Source organism: Pseudomonas sp. MRSN 12121 (assembly GCF_000931465.1).
Classification (GTDB): Bacteria; Pseudomonadota; Gammaproteobacteria; order Pseudomonadales; family Pseudomonadaceae; genus Aquipseudomonas.
In genome coordinates this window covers 2,094,502-2,112,109 of the sequence record NZ_CP010892.1, presented here as the reverse complement: position 1 = coordinate 2,112,109, position 17,608 = coordinate 2,094,502, and the positions used below count along the sequence as shown (strand labels likewise).

Genomic DNA, 17,608 nt, shown 5'->3' with positions numbered 1-17,608 from the left:
AGCGTGCCTTGAGTTATAGCTATTCGCCACTAATTTGGCTAGAGCAAAGAGCCTTGAAAATCAAGGCTCTGTGGATCCAATCGGACTCAGCGGGCGGTGATTTTCCAGGCCCGGTGGATCTTGCCGTTACGGGCGAAATCCGGGTCGATGGTCTTGGCGGTGATCTCCTCCACCGCGTAGCGCGCCATGAGGTTTTCCTCGAGCTGGAACTTGCGGAAGTTGTTGGAGAAATACAGCACGCCACCGCTCGCCAACCGGGCCATGGCCAGGTCCAGCAGTTGCACGTGGTCGCGCTGCACGTCGAACACCCCTTCCATGCGCTTGGAGTTGGAGAAGGTCGGCGGGTCGATGAAGATCAGGTCGAACTCGTCGCGGCAGGTCTCCAGCCAGGCCATGACATCGCCCTGCTCCAGGCGGTTCTTGTCGGAAAAGCCATTGAGCGACAGGTTGCGTCGCGCCCAGTCGAGGTAGGTTTTCGACAGGTCGACGCTGGTAGTACTGCGTGCCCCGCCCTTGGCCGCGTGCACGCTGGCCGTGGCGGTGTAGCAGAACAGGTTGAGGAAACGCTTGCCGGCGGCTTCTTTCTGGATGCGCATGCGCATCGGTCGGTGGTCGAGGAACAGCCCGGTATCGAGGTAATCGGTGAGGTTGACCAACAGCTTCACGCCGCCCTCGTTGACCTCGGTGAACTTGCCCTGGGCGTTCTGGCGCTCGTATTGCTTGGTGCCGCTCTGGCGTTCGCGACGCTTGATCAGCACCCGGTTCTTGTCGACGTTCAACGCCTGGGGAATGGCTGCCAGGGCATCGAACAGACGGGCCTGGGCCTTTTCCGGATCGACGGATTTCGGCGCAGCGTATTCCTGCACGTGCACCCAGTCCTGGTACAGGTCGATAGCCAGGGAGTATTCCGGCATGTCGGCATCGTAGACGCGATAGCACTCGACGCCCTCGCGCTTGGCCCACTTGCCCAGCTGCTTGAGGTTCTTCTGCAGGCGGTTGGCGAACATCTGCCCGCCTTCGCTCAGGCGCGCCTGCTCGACCACCGGTGCCGGGGCCGGCTTGATCGGGTTGCCGTTCTTGTTGTACTGGCGCTCCTGCACCACCGGCGCCTGGTCGGCCTCGGCCTGCTCGCGCTCGAGCTGGCGCTGCTCCGGGGTACGACGCTCGCCGGTGACGAACTGGTCCGGCTGCACCTTGATCAGCAGCAGCTTGCACGGCAAGGCGCCGTTCCAGAACGAATACTGCTTGTGGCTGCGGATGCCCATGCGCTTGCCCAGGTCCGGCGCGCCGGTGAACACCGCCGCTTCCCAGCCCAGGCAGGCCTGGCGCAGGCGCTCGCCCAGGTTCTGATAGAGGTACAACAGGCTGGCTTCGTCCCCCAGGCGCTCGCCGTAGGGCGGGTTGCTGATGACCAGGCCTTTCTGGTTCTGGTCCGGACGCGGCTCGAAGGTCGCCACTTCGCCCTGGTAGATCTTGATCCACTCGCTCAGGCCCGCGCGCTCGACGTTGTTGCGCCCCGGCTGGATCAGCCGCGGATCGGCTTCGTAACCGCGAATCCACAACGGCGGCCTGGCCAGGCCGGCCTGGGCCCGCGCCTGGGCCTCTTCATGCAGCTTGCGCCACAACGCCGGGACATGGCCGAGCCAGGCGGTGAAGCCCCATTGCTCGCGCTTGAGGTTGGGCGCGATGTCGGCGGCGATCATCGCCGCTTCCACCAGGAAGGTCCCCACGCCGCACATCGGGTCGGCCAGGGCCCCACCGTTGGCCGCGATGCGTGGCCAGCCGGAACGGATCAGGATCGCCGCCGCGAGGTTTTCCTTCAACGGCGCCGCGCCCTGCTGCAGGCGGTAGCCGCGCTGGTGCAGGCTGTGGCCGGACAGGTCGAGGGAGAGAATGGCTTCGCCGCGGTCCAGGCGCAGGTGAATGCGCAGGTCCGGGTTGAGCTTGTCGATGGAGGGGCGCTCGCCGGTCGGCGTGCGCAGCTTGTCGACGATGGCATCCTTGACCTTCAAGGCGCCGAAGTGCGTGTTGTCGATGCCCGAACCGTGGCCGCTGAACTCCACCGCCAGGGTGCCATCCGCCAGCATGTGGTCCTGCCAGTCGATAGCGTGCACGCCGTCGTAGAGGTCTTCGGCGTTTTTCATCGGGAAGCGCTTGAGCACCAGCAACACCCGGTTGGCCAGGCGCGACCACAGGCACAAGCGGTAGGCGGTTTCCATGTCGGCCATGCCGCGCACGGCCGAGGTATGTTCGCGCGCATCTTCAAGGCCAAGCCCGGCGGCTTCCTCGATGAGCAGGCTTTCGAGGCCTTTGGGACAGGTGAGGAAGAGTTCGTAGCGATCCGACATGGGAGTTCAAGGCCTTTGGCAATAAATGAGCGGACAACGCATCGCCCGCCCGGTTTTCAATCAAGCGCTTTTCTCGAAGAGCGCTCGCGTGGCACCGTCTGTGCCGTCCCACCCCTGCTGTTCAGCTCACCGCTTGCGCTGACCATCGAGGTCAAAAGAGCTTAGATGCCGGGGCAGATAAAAAAGTCAGCGTAACAAAAGGTCATAAGTAGACCTTTCATCGAATAATACCCGAGTGCAACAGGATGGGATTCTCACTAAACCATTAAGCCCATCATTCAGTAAGAGGCTGATCATAGCGAGGTTTGCCTGATCGCCCGTTCAAGAGGCAGGCCATTCTTATGGCCTTACCACCAGTATCGTTACGTCCTTATGACAAAACGATCATTCACACGTTGTGACGCATTGGTTAGAAATCAACTCAGGTTGGCGCCGCAACGACGCCAACACCACGCTCGCGACGCCGGCAGCGAGCACCAACGGCAGAAGCATTCTGCCCGGCCTCAGACGAGGCCGACGGGACATAAGACAGTCAACAAGTGAGGGAAACACCCTATGAGAAGACTTAAGCGTGATCCGTTGGAAAGAGCATTTTTGCGCGGATATCAGTATGGCGTTCATGGCAAGTCCCGTGAGCTTTGCCCATTTACTCTACCGTCAGTACGCCAAGCCTGGATCAATGGCTGGCGCGAAGGACGCGGCGACAACTGGGACGGTATGACCGGCACTGCGGGGATCCACAGACTCAACGAACTTCACGCCGTCGGCTAAAACAGGGCACACATTCCGACACCAAAATCTGAATACGTAACGACTTAACCACGCACGTCCCATCCGGACGGCGGGCTGCGGCCCAGGGGCTCCTTTCAGGAGCCCTTTTTATTGGCCGCGCAAAAGGTCACGCGCCTCGACGCAAGGCCGCGATCGCATCCACCGACTCGCGAATCAGCGCCGGGCCCTTGTAGATGAAGCCCGAATACAGCTGCACCAGGCTGGCCCCGGCGGCGATCTTCTCCGCTGCATGCTTGCCTTCGGTGATGCCGCCCACCGCGATGATCGGCAACCGCCCGGCCAGCTCACCCGCCAGCACTTTCACCGTGTGGGTGCTCTTGTCGCGGACCGGCGCGCCGGACAGGCCGCCCGCCTCGTCGCCATGTTCCATGCCTTCGACGCCCACGCGGCTCAGGGTGGTGTTGGTGGCGATGACTGCATCCATCCCGGTTTCGATCAGGGCCTGCGCCACTTCGGCGGTTTCTTCATCGGTCATGTCCGGAGCGATCTTGATCGCCAGCGGCACCCGCTTGCCATGCTGCACCGCCAGTGCCTGCTGACGCTGGCTGAGGGCGCCAAGCAGCTGCTTGAGCGACTCGCCGAACTGCAGGCTGCGCAGGCCCGGGGTGTTGGGCGAACTGACGTTGACTGTCACGTAGCTGGCATGGGCATACACCTTGTCCAGGCAGATCAGGTAGTCGTCCACCGCGCGCTCGACCGGGGTATCGAAGTTCTTGCCGATATTGATCCCCAGTACGCCCTTGTACTTGGCCGCCGCCACCCGGGCCAGCAAGTGATCGACACCCAGGTTGTTGAAGCCCATGCGATTGATGATCGCCTCGGCCTCCGGTAGGCGGAAGATCCGCGGCTTGGGATTGCCCGGCTGCGGACGCGGGGTGATGGTGCCGATCTCGACGAAGCCGAAGCCCAGCTGGGCGAAGCCGTCGATGGCCGCGCCGTTCTTGTCCAGGCCCGCCGCGAGGCCAACCGGGTTCGGAAAGTCCAGGCCCATGACGTTCACCGGCATCTGCGCCGGCGCCTTGCACAGCAAGCCGTTAAGGCCCAAACGCCCGCCCGCGCCGATCAGGTCCAGGGACAGATCGTGGGAGGTTTCCGGGGAGAGTTTGAACAACAGCTGGCGGGCCAGGGTATACATGGGCGGGCTTGACTCGGTGGCGGCGAAATAAGGCGGCGATTATAGCCGGGCATCGGGCCCGCAGGCGAGGCACGCGGTGAAATCGGTGGCCAATGGCATATGCCTTGCACCACAACCTCCATCGGTCCCCATGCCAAAGACGGTGCGGGGGCGCAAGACAAAGGCGTCGTCACCCGGCCCGGCTCCGCCTGGCCCGGGGGTACGACGTTTTTTTATGCCGCTTTTTAGGGACGGTCCCCCATGAATGAACTCCCCGTCAGCCCGCTGGCCTGGGTCAACGGCAGCGATGCCCCGGAAAAGACCACCATCGATCTCGGCTTCATGGCCCTGAGCGACTGCGCCTCGGTGGTGGTCGCCGCCACCCAGGGCTTCGCCCAGCCCTACGGCCTGACCCTGAACCTCAAGCGCCAGGCATCCTGGGCCAGCCTGCGCGACAAGCTGGTGAGCGGCGAACTGGATGCCGCCCACTGCCTGTATGGCCTGGTCTACGCCGTGCACCTGGGCATCGGCGGGGTCAACGCCAGCGACATGGCGGTGCTAATGGGCCTGAACCAGAACGGCCAGAGCATCAACCTGTCGCGCGAGCTGCAGGCCCTGAACGTGAACAGTCCTGAAGCGCTGTACAGCCACGTGCACCAAAGCCGGGCAAGGCTGACCTTCGCCCAGACCTTCCCCACCGGCACCCATGCCATGTGGCTGTATTACTGGCTGGCCGCCCAGGGCATCCACCCGTTGCGGGACGTCGACAGCGTGGTGGTACCGCCGCCGCAGATGGTCGCGCACCTGCAGGCCGGGCGTATCGACGGCTTCTGCGTGGGTGAGCCCTGGAGCGCCAGCGCGGTCAGCCAGGAACTGGGGTTCACCCTGACCACCAGCCAGGCGATCTGGCCGGACCACCCGGAAAAAGTCCTCGGCTGCACCCGCGCCTTCGTCGAGCAGTACCCGAACACCGCGCGCGCGTTGGTGATGGCGGTGCTCGAGGCCAGCCGCTTCATCGAACAGAGCCGCGAAAACCGCCAAAGCACCGCACAGCTGCTGAGCGCCAGCGCCTACCTCGACGCGCCGCTGGCCTGCATCGAGCCGCGCCTGCATGGCGAATACACCGATGGCCTCGGCAACCACTGGCAGGATCCCCACGCCCTGCGTTTTCACGACGGCGGCGCGGTCAACCTGCCTTATCTGTCCGACGGCATGTGGTTCATGACCCAGTTCCGCCGCTGGGGCCTGTTGCGCGAAGACCCGGATTACCTTGGCGTCGCGCAACAGGTACAGCAACTGGCGCTCTATCGCGAGGCCGCCACCGCCGTCGGCGTGGCGTCCTGGGGCCAGGACATGCGCAGCAGCCAGCTGATCGACGGCAAGCGCTGGGACGGCTCGGACCCGGCCGCCTATGCCCGCAGCTTCCCGTTGCATGCCATGAGCGACAGCTCGCCTCTTCTCGCCAGTCGCTGACAGGAGCCTGAGACCATGCTGCGTATCCTGCTGATCAACGACACCGCCAGGAAGGTCGGGCGGCTCAAGGCGGCCCTGACGGAAGCCGGCTTCGAGGTGATCGACGAATCGGGCCTGACTATCGACCTGCCGGCGCGCGTCGAAACGGTGCGCCCGGACGTGATCCTGATCGATACCGAGTCACCGAGCCGCGATGTGCTGGAGCAAGTGGTGCTGGTCAGCCGCGACCAGCCGCGGCCGATCGTGATGTTCACCGACGAGCACGACCCGAACGTGATGCGCCACGCCATCAAGTCCGGGGTCAGTGCCTACATAGTCGAGGGCATCCAGGCCCAGCGCCTGCAACCCATCCTCGACGTGGCCATGGCCCGCTTCGAGAGCGACCAGGCCCTGCGCGCACAACTGCAGGCCCGCGACCAGCAACTGGCCGAGCGCAAGCGCATCGAGCTGGCCAAGGGCATGCTGATGAAAATGAAAGATTGCAACGAAGAACAGGCCTACACCCTGATGCGCCGCCAGGCCATGAGCCGGCAGCAGAAGCTGATCCAGGTGGCGGAGCAGATCATCGCCATGAACGAGTTGCTCGGCTGAAATCTTCGACGCGCCAATACGGCCCTATCGCGGGCAAGTCGGATCGCCGCCCGCTCGCTCCTACAGATCACTGCGAACCGTAGGAGCGAAGCTTGCCCGCGATAGGGGACAACGGCACGCCAGCTCTTGGCACAGATCTGGCTATGTAATCACCACAGGTAACCAACGGCGGTTGCCCCACCTACGACAAAGACGTCGCCCACCCTGCTCGCTCCGGCGAAACGGGTGGCGGCGTCTTTTGCGTTTTGGCCCCACAGCCCGGGGCCGGTGGAGCGGCCGTCAACGGCGCCCCACCTGAAAGCTCATGACTTCTTTCGAGATTCTTTACAGCTGAGGTGCGCGATGAATTCAAGCTTCTGGAAATCCGGCCACACCCCGACCCTGTTCGCGGCCTTTCTCTATTTCGACCTGAGCTTCATGGTCTGGTACCTGCTCGGCCCGCTGGCCGTGCAGATCGCCACCGACCTGCAACTGACCACCCAGCAGCGCGGGCTGATGGTGGCGACGCCGATCCTGGCCGGCGCCGTGCTGCGCTTCGCCATGGGCCTGCTGGCCGATCGCCTGTCGCCCAAGACCGCCGGGCTGATCGGCCAGGTGATTGTCATCGGCGCGCTGTTCTGCGCCTGGCAGCTGGGCATCCACAGCTACGAACAGGCCCTGCTGCTGGGACTGTTCCTGGGCATGGCCGGCGCCTCGTTCGCCGTGGCCCTGCCGCTGGCCTCGCAATGGTATCCGCCACAGCATCAGGGCAAGGCCATGGGTATCGCCGGGGCCGGCAACTCCGGCACGGTGTTCGCGGCGCTGTTCGCGCCGTTGCTGGCCGGGGTGTTTGGCTGGGGCAATGTGTTCGGCTTCGCCCTGATCCCGCTGGTGCTGACCCTCGGGCTGTTCGCCTGGCTGGCCAGGAACGCTCCGCAACGGCCCAGGGCCAAATCCATGGCCGACTACTTCAAGGCCCTGGGCGACCGTGACAGCTGGTGGTTCATGTTCTTCTACAGCGTGACCTTCGGCGGCTTCATCGGCCTGGCCAGCGCCCTGCCCGGCTACTTCAACGACCAGTACGGCCTGAGCCCGGTCACCGCCGGCTACTACACCGCAGCCTGTGTGTTCGGCGGCAGCCTGATGCGCCCGCTGGGCGGCGCCCTGGCCGATCGCTTCGGCGGTATCCGTACCCTGCTGGTGATGTACAGCGTCGCGGCGGTGTGCATCGCCGCGGTCGGCTTCAACCTGCCAAGCTCCTATGCGGCGCTGGCGCTGTTCGTGTGCACCATGCTCGGCCTCGGGGCCGGCAACGGCGCGGTATTCCAACTGGTGCCGCAACGTTTCCGCCGCGAGATCGGGGTGATGACCGGGTTGATCGGCATGGCCGGCGGCATCGGCGGTTTTGCCCTGGCGGCGGGCATGGGGGCGATCAAGCAGAGCACCGGCAGCTATCAATTGGCCTTGTGGCTGTTCGCCAGCCTCGGGGTGCTGGCCTGGTTCGGCCTGCATGGGGTGAAACGTCGCTGGAGAACCACCTGGGGCTCCGCCGCCGTCACCGCGGCACGGGTCTGAAGCTCCCATGAGCCTGCGACTGAGCCACGCCCAGGCCAGCGCTATCGGCCCGCGCGCGGAAAACCAGGACGCCCTGCGCCTGGTCACCCCGGCACCGGCCCTGGCCGCCAGCAAGGGCCTGCTGTTCGCCATCGCCGATGGCGTCAGCCAGTGCGCCGACGGCGGCCTGGCCGCGCGCTCGACCTTGCAGGCGCTGGCCCTGGATTACTACGCCACCCCGGAAACCTGGGCCGTGGCCCAGGCCCTGGAACGCCTGCTGCTGGCGCAGAACCGCTGGCTGCAGGCCAACGGCGGCGGCCAGCCGCTGCTGACCACAGTCAGCGCCCTGGTGCTGCGGGGCCGGCGCTTCACCCTGGCCCATGTCGGCGACTGCCGGGTCTACCGCTGGCACGCCGAGCAGTTGCAACGCATCAGCATCGATCATGTCTGGGACCAGCCCGGCATGCAGCATGTGCTCAAGCGCGCGCTGGGCCTGGACCAGCACCTGGTGGTGGATTTCCTCGACGGCGAATTGCGGGAGAACGAAAGCTTCCTGATGCTCAGCGACGGGGTCTGGGCCACCCTGGGCGACACCGCCATCGCCGCCATCCTGCGCGATCAGCCCGACCTCGACGACGCGGTGCAGACCCTGGTCAGCGCCGCGCACCTGGCCGGTAGCCAGGACAATGCCAGCGCGCTGCTGGTAAGGGTCGACGCCCTGGGCGCAAGCTCCATTGGCGATGCGCTGATCCACTTGCAGCAATGGCCGCTGCCGCCCGCCCTCAGGCCCGGCCAGGACTTCGAGGGCTGGCGGGTCACCGAGGTGCTCGGGCACAGCCAGCAATCGCTGTTGTACCGGGTGCATGACACGCAGCGACAACCCTGGTTGCTGAAAACCCTGCCCGGCCACCTGCACAACGATCACCAGGCCGGGCAATCGCTGCTGTCGGAAGAGTGGTTCCTGCGCCGGGTGGCCGGCCGGCACTTTCCCGAAGTGCATGCCGCGACCGCCCGCCAGCACCTGTATTACGTGATGCGCGAATACCCGGGCATCACCCTGGCCGACTCGCTGAAGCAACAGGGCCCCCTGCCGCTGCCGCAATGGCAGGACCTGGCCGAGCGCCTGCTGCGCGCCGTGGGCCTGCTGCACCGGCGGCAGATCCTGCACCGCGACATCAAGCCGGAAAACCTGCTGCTCGGCGACGACGGCGAACTGCGCCTGCTGGATTTCGGCCTGGCCTATTGCCCGGGCCTGTCGGAAGACCAGGCGCACCTGCTGCCCGGCACCCCGAGCTATATCGCCCCGGAAGCCTTCGGCGGCGCGGCGCCGTGCCCCCGGCAAGATCTCTATGCCGTGGGTGTGACCCTGTATCGGCTGCTGACCGGACATTTTCCCTACGGCGAAATCGAAGCCTTCCAGCGACCGCGCTTCACCACGCCAATCAGCGCCAGCCGCTATCGGCCGGACCTGCCGGACTGGCTCGAACAGAGCCTGGACCGCGCGTTGCAGGCCGATCCGGCGCAGCGCTACGAAACCGCCGAAGAGTGGCTGCTGGTCCTCGAACAGGGCGAGCGCCGCAGCCTCAGCGTCCGCCCTCGCCCACTGCTGGAACGCGAACCGCTGAAGGTCTGGCGCACCCTGGCACTGGCCTCGCTGCTGCTCAACCTGTTGTTGCTCTACCTGTTCCTGCATCACTGACAGCCCCAAGCCAAACGACGGTGTGAATCATGCAGGTCGAGTGGCCAGGTTTACGGAACTCCGCGGTCGCCAGGCCAGACGACCCTGTGGGTCTGGCAGACCACACAGATGCTCCGCAAATGGGCAAGGCGCTTTGAATCGGTGCGGTTTTGCCCTCGCCACGCCCGAAAACCGCCGCGCCTGCACTGAAACCGTGGTTGGCGCAACTTGGCACAAGCGCTGCATTGACTCTCCCCACAGCACATACCACCCGGCCTTCAACGACGAAGGGTGGGTATTCCCGAGAGAACGGGACCGGACAAAGGCGTCCTCACCAGGCAACTGGCGAGGCGCCTTTTTTGTTTGCGCAACGTTTATCGAGCCAGGCCCGGCCCACCGTGAGCGGCAGCCTGTCTACGCGGAGATCGACATGAAAAAACTCAAGCTGGTGATGATCGGCAACGGCATGGCCGGGGTCCGCACCCTGGAGGAACTGCTCAAGCTGAGCGACGAGCTATACGAGATCACGGTCTTCGGCGCCGAACCCCACGCCAACTACAACCGCATCCTGCTGTCCCCGGTGCTGGCCGGCGAACAGACCTTCGAAGAGATCGTGCTCAACGACCTTGGCTGGTACCAGGAAAACGGCATCAAGCTGCTGCTCAACCGCAAGGTGGTGCAGATCGACCGCACCAGGCGCCGTGTAATCGCCGAAGACGGCAGCGAAGCCGCATACGACCGCCTGCTGATCGCCACCGGTTCGACCCCGTTCATCCTGCCGATTCCCGGCAACGACCTGCGGGGGGTGATCGGCTACCGCGACATCGCCGACACCCAGGCGATGATCGATACCGCCAAGACCCACCAGCACGCAGTGGTCATCGGCGGCGGGCTGCTCGGCCTGGAAGCCGCCAACGGCCTGATGCTGCGCGGCATGGACGTGACCGTGGTGCACATCGGCGAATGGCTGCTGGATCGGCAACTGGACCAGACCAGCGGCCAGTTGCTGCAAAGCGCCCTGGAAAGCCGCGGCCTGAAATTCCGCCTCGGCGAACAGACCCAGGCCCTGCATGACGCGGGCAATGGCCGGGTCGGCTCGGTGCAGTTCAAGCATGGCGACGTCATTCCCGCCGACCTGGTGGTGATGGCCGCCGGCATCCGCCCCAATACCGAACTGGCGGAACGCGCCGGCTTGCCTTGCAGCCGCGGGATCCTGGTCAACGACACCCTGCAAACCAACGACCCGCGCATCTACGCGATCGGCGAATGCGCCAGCCACCGCGGCATTGCCTATGGCCTGATGGCCCCGCTGTTCGAGCAGGCCAAGGTCTGCGCCAACCACCTGGCGCAACTGGGCTTCGCCCGCTACCAGGGCTCGGTGACCTCGACCAAGCTGAAAGTCACCGGCATCGACCTGTTCTCCGCCGGCGATTTCATGGGCGGCGAAGGCACCGAGACCATCACCCTCTCCGATCCCATCGGCGGCGTGTACAAAAAGCTGGTGATCAAGGACGACGTGCTGGTCGGCGCCTGCCTGTACGGCGACACCGCCGACGGCGGCTGGTACTTCCGGCAGATCCGCGAGAAGCACGCCATCGGCGAAATCCGCGACCACCTGATGTTCGGCGGCTCAAGTGGCATGGAGCAGGCCCTGGGGGATGCCGACCGATGAAAAGCCAGACGACCGCCTCGACCTGCTGCTACTGCGGCGTTGGCTGTGGCGTGCTGATCGAGCACGACGGCGAACGCATTCTTGGCGTGACCGGCGACCCGAGCCACCCGGCCAACCACGGCAAACTGTGCAGCAAGGGCTCCACCCTGCACCTGACCGGCGACCTCGCCGCACGCGCCCTGTACCCGGAGCTGCGCCTGGGCAAGGCCCTGGCCCGCGCCCGCACGGATTGGGACAGCGCCCTGGAACATGCGGCCAACGTGTTCGCCGAGACCATCGCCGAGCACGGCCCGGACAGCGTGGCCTTCTACATCTCCGGGCAACTGCTCACCGAGGATTACTACGCCTTCAACAAGCTGGCCCGGGCCCTGGTGGGCACCAACAATATCGACAGCAATTCGCGGCTGTGCATGTCCTCGGCGGTGGTCGGCTACAAGCGCAGCCTGGGCGCCGACGCACCGCCCTGCAGCTACGAAGACATCGAGCTGAGCGACTGCGTGATGATCGTCGGCAGCAACATGGCCTATGCCCACCCGGTGCTGTTCCGGCGCCTGGAGCAGGCCAAGCGCCTGCGGCCACAGATGAAAGTGATCGTCATCGACCCGCGGCGCACCGACACCTGCGAACTGGCCGACCTGCACCTGGCGATCCTGCCCGGCACCGACGTCGCGCTGTTCCACGGCATCCTGCACCTGCTGCTGTGGCAGGACTGGATCGATCGCGATTTCATCGCGGCCCATACCGAGGGTTTCGCCGAACTCAAGGACCTGGTCCACGACTACAGCCCGCACAGGGTCGCGCAACTGTGCGGCATCAGCGTCGCGCAGTTGCGCCAGTGCGCCGAATGGGTCGGCACCTCGCCGAGCTTCCTGTCGCTGTGGTGCATGGGGCTGAACCAGTCCAGCGCCGGCAGCGCAAAGAACAGCGCGCTGATCAACCTGCACCTGGCCACCGGACAGATCGGCCGCCCAGGGGCCGGCCCCTTCTCCCTCACCGGCCAGCCGAATGCCATGGGTGGCCGGGAAACCGGGAGCCTGTCGAACCTGCTGCCGGGGCATCGCGACGCGGCCAATGCGCAACACCGGGCCGAAGTCGCGGCCTATTGGGGAGTCGAGCAGTTGCCGGCCAACCCCGGCCTGAGCGCCATCGAACTGTTCGAGCAATTGCGCGGCGGCAAGATCAAGGCGCTGTGGATCGCCTGCACCAACCCGGCGCAATCGCTGCCCGACCAGAACGCCGTGCGCGAGGCGTTGCTGGCCTGCCCGTTCGTGGTCCTGCAAGAGGCCTTCCGCACCACCGAGACCGCGGCGTTCGCCGACCTGCTGCTGCCCGCCGCCAGCTGGGGCGAGAAGGAAGGCAGCGTGACCAACTCGGAACGGCGCATCTCCCATGTGCGCCGCGCCGTGGCCGCCCCCGGCGAAGCACGGGCGGACTGGGCCATTACCCTGGACTTCGCCCGACGCCTGGAACGACGCCTGCGTCCGGGCCGGCCGAGCCTGTTCGCCCTGGATACGCCGGCACAGGTGTTCGAAGAGTACAAATGGCTGACCCGCGGTCGCGACCTGGACCTGTGCGGCATCAGTCACGCGCTGATCGACCGGTTGGGCCCACAGCAATGGCCTCTCCCCGCCGGTGCCGGGCAAGGAACACCACGGCTGTACGTTGACGGCCGCTTTCCGACCGCCAGCGGGCGGGCGCATTTCATCAGCGACCCGTACCGGGCGGCCAAGGAACAGCGGGACGCGCGATTCCCCCTGACCCTGATCACCGGCCGCCTGCGCGATCAATGGCACGGCATGAGCCGCACCGGCACCGCGGCCCAGCTGTTCGGACATGTGAGCGAAGCGGTCCTGGGCCTGCATCCGGACGAACTGCGCCACCAGAACCTGAAACCCGGCGACCTGGTATCGCTGAAAAGCCGTCGCGGCAGCGTGATCGTCGCCGTGACCGACGACGACAGCGTACGCCCGGGCCAGGCTTTTCTGCCGATGCATTGGGGCGATCGTTTTCTCAAGGGCGGCATCAACGCCGTGACCCAACCGGCCTTCGACCCGTTGTCCAAGCAGCCGGAACTCAAGCACAGCGGTGTCCGCCTGGAACCGGTGCACCTGCCATGGCAGCTGTTCGTCCTGATCGAAGGCAACGTACAACAGCACTTCGAGGCCCTGCGCCCACTCTGCGAAAGCTTCGCCTATGTCAGCCTGAGCCTGGCCGGGCGCGATCGCCCGGCCCTGCTGCTGCGCGCGGCCAATCCCGAGCCTGCGGCACCACAATTGATCGAGGATATCGACCAGTTGCTGGGGCTCAGCGCAGGCCCGGTCCTGGCCTATGACGATCCCCGGCGCGCCATCGGCAAACGGGTACGCCTCGATCAGGGGCGAATCACCGCCATCCGCCTGGCCGGTGAAACCCTGGCCCAGCACTGGTTGCGGAACCTGTGGCTGGAAGGCGAGGCCGACGAGCAATTGCGGCGCTGGCTACTGGCGCCGATAAGCACTCCGCCGGCAGCGGTCGGGCTGATCGCCACGACCGGCAAGACCTTGTGCAACTGCAAGAACGTCAGCCAGAGCGCGGTCTGTGCCGGGATTTCCCGCGGCCTGGACCTGGACGGCCTGAAACAGGAACTGGGCTGTGGCACTCAATGCGGCTCCTGCGTCCCCGAAATAAAACGTCTGCTGGCCACCTCGGCACAGCCCGTCGCAATCCCTCTGTGAGGAAATAAACATGAGCACAAAAGTCTGGCTGGTGGGCGCGGGCCCTGGCGATCCTGAACTGCTGACCCTCAAGGCCGTGCGAGCCCTGGGCGGTGCCGACGTGGTGCTGATCGACGACCTGGTGAATCCGGCGGTGCTGGAACACTGCCCGCAGGCGCGGGTCATTGCCGTAGGCAAACGCGGAGGCTGTCGCTCGACGCCCCAGGCGTTCATTCACCGGCTGATGCTGCGCTACGCCCGGCAAGACAAGTGCGTGGTGCGCCTCAAGGGCGGTGATCCGTGCATCTTTGGCCGCGGCGGCGAGGAAGCGCAGTGGCTGCAGGAAAGGGGAATCGACGTGGAATTGGTGAATGGCATCACCGCCGGCTTGGCCGGAGCGACTCAATGCGGCATCCCGCTGACCCTGCGCGGTATCGCCCGTGGCGTCACCCTGATCACCGCCCATACCCAGGATGACAGCAGCCTGAACTGGCAGGCCCTGGCGCAAAGCGGCACGACGCTGGTGATTTACATGGGGGTGGCCAAACTGGCGGAAATCCGTGAACAGCTGGTCGCCGGAGGGCTGGCGCCGCAAACACCGGTGGCCATGATCGAGAACGCGTCCCTGCCCGAGCAGCGGCTATGCCGAAGCACCCTGGACACCCTGCGCGATGATGCCCAGGCCTTCGGACTCAAAAGCCCGGCCATCCTGGTCGTTGGCGAAGTCGCTGCGTATGGCGCACAACTGGCTGCGCTTTGCGGGACGGCCAAGTCGGCCTGATCCGCGTCTCTTCACGCAAATCGCAGACAAAGAAAAACCCGGCCGAGGCCGGGTTTTTCAAAGCTGCAAGCTACAGATTACTGAGCTTGTTGAGCTTGTGCTTCAACCTGCGCTTCTACGCGACGGTTTACAGCGCGGCCAGCTTCAGTTGCGTTGTCAGCAACTGGGCGGGACTCACCGTAGCCGACGGATTGAACGCGGCTCGACTCAACACCGTACTGGCTGGTCAGAACTTGCTTAACGGCGTTTGCACGACGCTCAGACAGTTTCTGGTTGTAAGCGTCAGGACCGACGGAGTCAGTGTGACCTTCAACAACGGTGGTGGTCTGTGGGTACTGCTTCATGAAGTCAGCCAGGTTCTTGATGTCAGCGTAGCTGTTAGGCTTCACGACCGACTTGTCGAAGTCGAACTTGACGTCCAGCTCAACGCGAACAACTTCAGCAACCGGAGCTTCTGGCTCTGGAGTTGGCTCCGGAACTGGAGCAGGAGCTGGAGCGACCTTGCCAGCGTTGCCGCCGAAGTTCACACCCAGACCAACCAGAGCGGAGTAGTCCCACTTGCCGTTGTCCATTGCGTAGTCGGCTTCAACGCCGGCACGAGCGAACAGGTTGTCGGTGAAGTAGTACTTAACACCGGTACCAACGATAGCCAGGGTCGACTGGTCGCGACCGCTGTGGCCGTCAGCCTGTACGTTGGTACGGCTCTGGTGACCGAAACCACCCGAAACGTATGGACGCAGGGAGTCTACGCCAGCCTGACCGAAGTGGTAGGTAGCCAGCAGGCTGCCGGTGTCACCCTTGATCTTCTGGTTGCCAGTGCCGTCGTTCGAACGGGTGTGGTTGGTTTTGTCGTAGTTCAGGTCCAACGACAGGTCATCGGTCAGGAAGTAGCCGATGCGGGCGCCTGGGTTGAAGCCGTCTTCGATGTGCTTAACGCTGTCGTTGTACTGTTTTTTGTAAAACAGTTCACCCTCGACCGCGCCTTGGCCTTGCGCCAGAACGCCGAACGAAGTCACGGCAACAATAGAACCAATGGCAATGCCCAAGGTGTTTTTCAGTTTCATCCGTTAAATCCCCATCTGGTGATTGTAAAGCAGTCCCACATACCGGGGGACAACTCGGCGGTAAGTCTATCAGAACTTACCTAGACGTAAGAGATATTTGCGCCGAACTAAGTTTCAGCAATGCCTGCAAATTTCTCACGCAATTTATCAAGCGCACGCTTGTACCGCATTTTCGTAGCACTCAACCCCATGTGCATGATGTCTGCGATCTCCTGAAATTCCAGCTCTGCGACAAAACGTAGCACCAGAATTTCCCGATCAATCGGGTTCACATGCACCAACCAGCGGTCAAGCCCGCCCTTCTCCTCAGGTTTCGGCGCCTTTTCTTCAGACGCTTCCTCAAGGGGATCAAGACTTAACGCATCCATCAACCGACGCTTTCGCCGTTCTTTCCGGTACTGAGTGATGCATTCGTTGTACGTGATGCTATAGAGCCATGTCTTGAACTTCGATTTCCCCTCGAAGTTCTTCAGGCCATACAGCACCTTCAACATCACCTCCTGACAGACATCGTCCGCGTCACGATCGTTCCCCAAATAACGCGCACAAACGTTGAAGAGGGTTCGCTGATAGCGTCGCATCAACTCTTCATACGCACGCGTTACGTGAAACAGCTCCGTGTGCGAACGCGCAACCAACTCCTCGTCAGAGAGCTCACGGGGGTCATAGCGCGTGGATAGCGATTGGGCTTTATTCAAAACGAGTCGGGCCGACAGTCAGGTCAATGTCCACCGCAGCCCAGGCAAGGGCATTTTTGCGGCGGCATACATTAGCAGGGTTTGCCGGGTTAGCGGCTACTTACATGCTGCTCCAGCAGGATCCGATTGGAGAGGGAGACTAGCTCACCCTCGTCGGTCAGCAATGTAGTTTTAACCGTGCCGATCTCCTCGATCTGCCCTTCGACCTCGCCAACTCGCACTTGTTGCCCAACCTGGTACAACTCACGCACATAGATTCCCGCAAGAATCTGACCAGCAATATCCCGGCTTCCCAGCCCCATGGCCAAGGCAACAGCCAGACCAACGGTAATCAAAACGATCACGATCACATGGTTGAGCAGGTCGGTCTTGACCTCCAACTGACTGATCGCAACGGAAATACTGATGATGATCACCAACCCCTGGGCGATTCGCCCCAGGCCACTGGCGTAATCCAGACCGACCCCTTCGGCCGCTCCGCGCACCAACCCATTGGCCAGTTGCGCCAGCAATACCCCCACCAACAGCACCAGCGCAGCACCGAAAACCTTCGGTACGTACAACGCCAACATGTCGAGCGTAGCCGAAACTCGCTCAAGACCAAGAGATTCTGCAGCAGAAACCAGAAAAATCAGCAGAACGAACCAATACACGATTTTACCGATCAAGGTAGAGATCGGCACCTGCAAACCCGCACGGGACAGCAGTTTAGTCAGGCCGGTGCCACCCATCAGGCGGTCGAGGCCCAGCTTGGCGAGCAATTTCGAAAGCAGGGTATCCAGCAGCTTGGCGACCACGAACCCCAACAACAGCACGACCAGCGCGCCAAACAGGTTGGGAATGAAGTTCGCGACCTTGGTCCACAAGGCGGTCATCGCAGTGACGAGGCTCTGAGTCCAGAGATCAAGTTCCATATTCAATCAGCCTTATCAGCAGTGCGAGCAGTAGATTTTCGACGGGAAACCGGCGAGATATGGGCCGATCCGTTGTTCAGAGCAATCATCAGCGCGGGCAACCAACGGCCGAGCAGGCTGAACAGATCCCCCGCCCCCACCTGCCGGTTGGCGGTTTTCAGCACGCGGCCCAGGCAGGCATCGTCGTCCCGGGTGGACGGCGTGGCCTTGAGCATGTCACGCAACGACTGTTCAAAAGGATCGTGCATACGCACCTC

Annotated in this window: 13 protein-coding genes and 1 pseudogene; 8 read left to right on the top strand and 6 right to left on the bottom strand. The window is 63.8% G+C overall.

Annotation, left to right across the window (positions count from 1 at the left end; all coding sequences use genetic code 11):
* Positions 1-86: 86 nt before the first annotated feature.
* Positions 87-2,348: a bifunctional 23S rRNA (guanine(2069)-N(7))-methyltransferase RlmK/23S rRNA (guanine(2445)-N(2))-methyltransferase RlmL gene (gene rlmKL, locus TO66_RS09665; protein WP_044462125.1), complete on the bottom strand. Its 2,262-nt coding sequence runs from the start codon at positions 2,346-2,348 to the stop codon at positions 87-89.
* Between the two features lie 555 nt (positions 2,349-2,903).
* On the opposite strand from rlmKL, the gene rmf reads away from it, so the two are divergent.
* Entirely contained in the window at positions 2,904-3,119 is a 216-nt protein-coding gene (gene rmf, locus TO66_RS32395) for a ribosome modulation factor (protein ID WP_002553055.1), read from the top strand.
* A gap of 127 nt (positions 3,120-3,246) precedes the next feature.
* On the opposite strand, the gene TO66_RS09660 is transcribed toward rmf, so the two are convergent.
* The gene (locus tag TO66_RS09660) at positions 3,247-4,275 is read right to left on the bottom strand and encodes a quinone-dependent dihydroorotate dehydrogenase (protein WP_044462124.1); all 1,029 of its coding nucleotides are present in this window, start codon (positions 4,273-4,275) and stop codon (positions 3,247-3,249) included.
* A 240-nt stretch (positions 4,276-4,515) separates the two neighbouring features.
* Between TO66_RS09660 and TO66_RS09655 the strand changes: the two genes are divergently transcribed.
* From TO66_RS09655 to cobA, 7 genes and pseudogenes are all read left to right on the top strand, one after another.
* Positions 4,516-5,727: a CmpA/NrtA family ABC transporter substrate-binding protein gene (locus TO66_RS09655; RefSeq protein WP_044462123.1), complete on the top strand. Its 1,212-nt coding sequence runs from the start codon at positions 4,516-4,518 to the stop codon at positions 5,725-5,727.
* Positions 5,728-5,742: 15 nt separating this feature from the next.
* Positions 5,743-6,318 carry an ANTAR domain-containing response regulator gene (locus TO66_RS09650; protein ID WP_044462122.1) on the top strand — a complete coding sequence of 192 codons (576 nt, stop codon included), beginning with the start codon at positions 5,743-5,745 and terminating at the stop codon, positions 6,316-6,318.
* 342 nt (positions 6,319-6,660) lie between these two features.
* A complete protein-coding gene (locus TO66_RS09645) occupies positions 6,661-7,872 on the top strand; it encodes a NarK/NasA family nitrate transporter (RefSeq protein ID WP_044462121.1) in 1,212 nt (403 codons plus the stop codon).
* A gap of 7 nt (positions 7,873-7,879) precedes the next feature.
* Complete coding sequence (locus TO66_RS09640; protein WP_044462120.1) at positions 7,880-9,550, top strand: bifunctional protein-serine/threonine kinase/phosphatase; 1,671 nt, start codon at positions 7,880-7,882, stop codon at positions 9,548-9,550.
* A 409-nt stretch (positions 9,551-9,959) separates the two neighbouring features.
* Positions 9,960-11,189, top strand: a pseudogene (locus TO66_RS09635) (NAD(P)/FAD-dependent oxidoreductase); the annotation flags it as partial.
* 8 nt (positions 11,190-11,197) lie between these two features.
* Positions 11,198-13,915, top strand: coding sequence for a nitrate reductase (locus TO66_RS09630; protein ID WP_044462119.1), 2,718 nt, complete (start codon positions 11,198-11,200; stop codon positions 13,913-13,915).
* Between the two features lie 10 nt (positions 13,916-13,925).
* Entirely contained in the window at positions 13,926-14,675 is a 750-nt protein-coding gene (cobA, locus tag TO66_RS09625; RefSeq protein WP_044462118.1) for a uroporphyrinogen-III C-methyltransferase, read from the top strand.
* A gap of 77 nt (positions 14,676-14,752) precedes the next feature.
* On the opposite strand, the gene TO66_RS09620 is transcribed toward cobA, so the two are convergent.
* The 4 genes from TO66_RS09620 to TO66_RS09605 all read right to left on the bottom strand — a co-directional run bounded on the left by TO66_RS09620 (position 14,753) and on the right by TO66_RS09605 (position 17,599).
* Complete coding sequence (locus TO66_RS09620) at positions 14,753-15,739, bottom strand: OmpA family protein (protein WP_044462117.1); 987 nt, start codon at positions 15,737-15,739, stop codon at positions 14,753-14,755.
* A gap of 107 nt (positions 15,740-15,846) precedes the next feature.
* A complete protein-coding gene (gene sigX / locus TO66_RS09615; protein ID WP_044462116.1) occupies positions 15,847-16,437 on the bottom strand; it encodes an RNA polymerase sigma factor SigX in 591 nt (196 codons plus the stop codon).
* Positions 16,438-16,526: 89 nt separating this feature from the next.
* Positions 16,527-17,351, bottom strand: a complete 825-nt coding sequence (locus TO66_RS09610; RefSeq protein ID WP_044462115.1) for a mechanosensitive ion channel family protein — start codon at positions 17,349-17,351, stop codon at positions 16,527-16,529.
* 2 nt (positions 17,352-17,353) lie between these two features.
* Positions 17,354-17,599, bottom strand: a complete 246-nt coding sequence (locus tag TO66_RS09605) for a hypothetical protein (RefSeq protein ID WP_044462114.1) — start codon at positions 17,597-17,599, stop codon at positions 17,354-17,356.
* Positions 17,600-17,608: the final 9 nt, after the last annotated feature.

Coding starts and splice junctions, on each gene's coding strand:
- TO66_RS09650 (WP_044462122.1), top strand. CDS start 5,743: ATGCTGCGTATCCTGCTGATCAACGACACCGCCAGGAAGGTCGGGCGG.
- TO66_RS09605 (WP_044462114.1), bottom strand. CDS start 17,599: ATGCACGATCCTTTTGAACAGTCGTTGCGTGACATGCTCAAGGCCACG.
- rlmKL (WP_044462125.1), bottom strand. CDS start 2,348: ATGTCGGATCGCTACGAACTCTTCCTCACCTGTCCCAAAGGCCTCGAA.
- TO66_RS09630 (WP_044462119.1), top strand. CDS start 11,198: ATGAAAAGCCAGACGACCGCCTCGACCTGCTGCTACTGCGGCGTTGGC.
- cobA (WP_044462118.1), top strand. CDS start 13,926: ATGAGCACAAAAGTCTGGCTGGTGGGCGCGGGCCCTGGCGATCCTGAA.
- rmf (WP_002553055.1), top strand. CDS start 2,904: ATGAGAAGACTTAAGCGTGATCCGTTGGAAAGAGCATTTTTGCGCGGA.
- TO66_RS09610 (WP_044462115.1), bottom strand. CDS start 17,351: ATGGAACTTGATCTCTGGACTCAGAGCCTCGTCACTGCGATGACCGCC.
- TO66_RS09655 (WP_044462123.1), top strand. CDS start 4,516: ATGAATGAACTCCCCGTCAGCCCGCTGGCCTGGGTCAACGGCAGCGAT.
- TO66_RS09645 (WP_044462121.1), top strand. CDS start 6,661: ATGAATTCAAGCTTCTGGAAATCCGGCCACACCCCGACCCTGTTCGCG.
- TO66_RS09660 (WP_044462124.1), bottom strand. CDS start 4,275: ATGTATACCCTGGCCCGCCAGCTGTTGTTCAAACTCTCCCCGGAAACC.
- TO66_RS09620 (WP_044462117.1), bottom strand. CDS start 15,739: ATGAAACTGAAAAACACCTTGGGCATTGCCATTGGTTCTATTGTTGCC.
- TO66_RS09640 (WP_044462120.1), top strand. CDS start 7,880: ATGAGCCTGCGACTGAGCCACGCCCAGGCCAGCGCTATCGGCCCGCGC.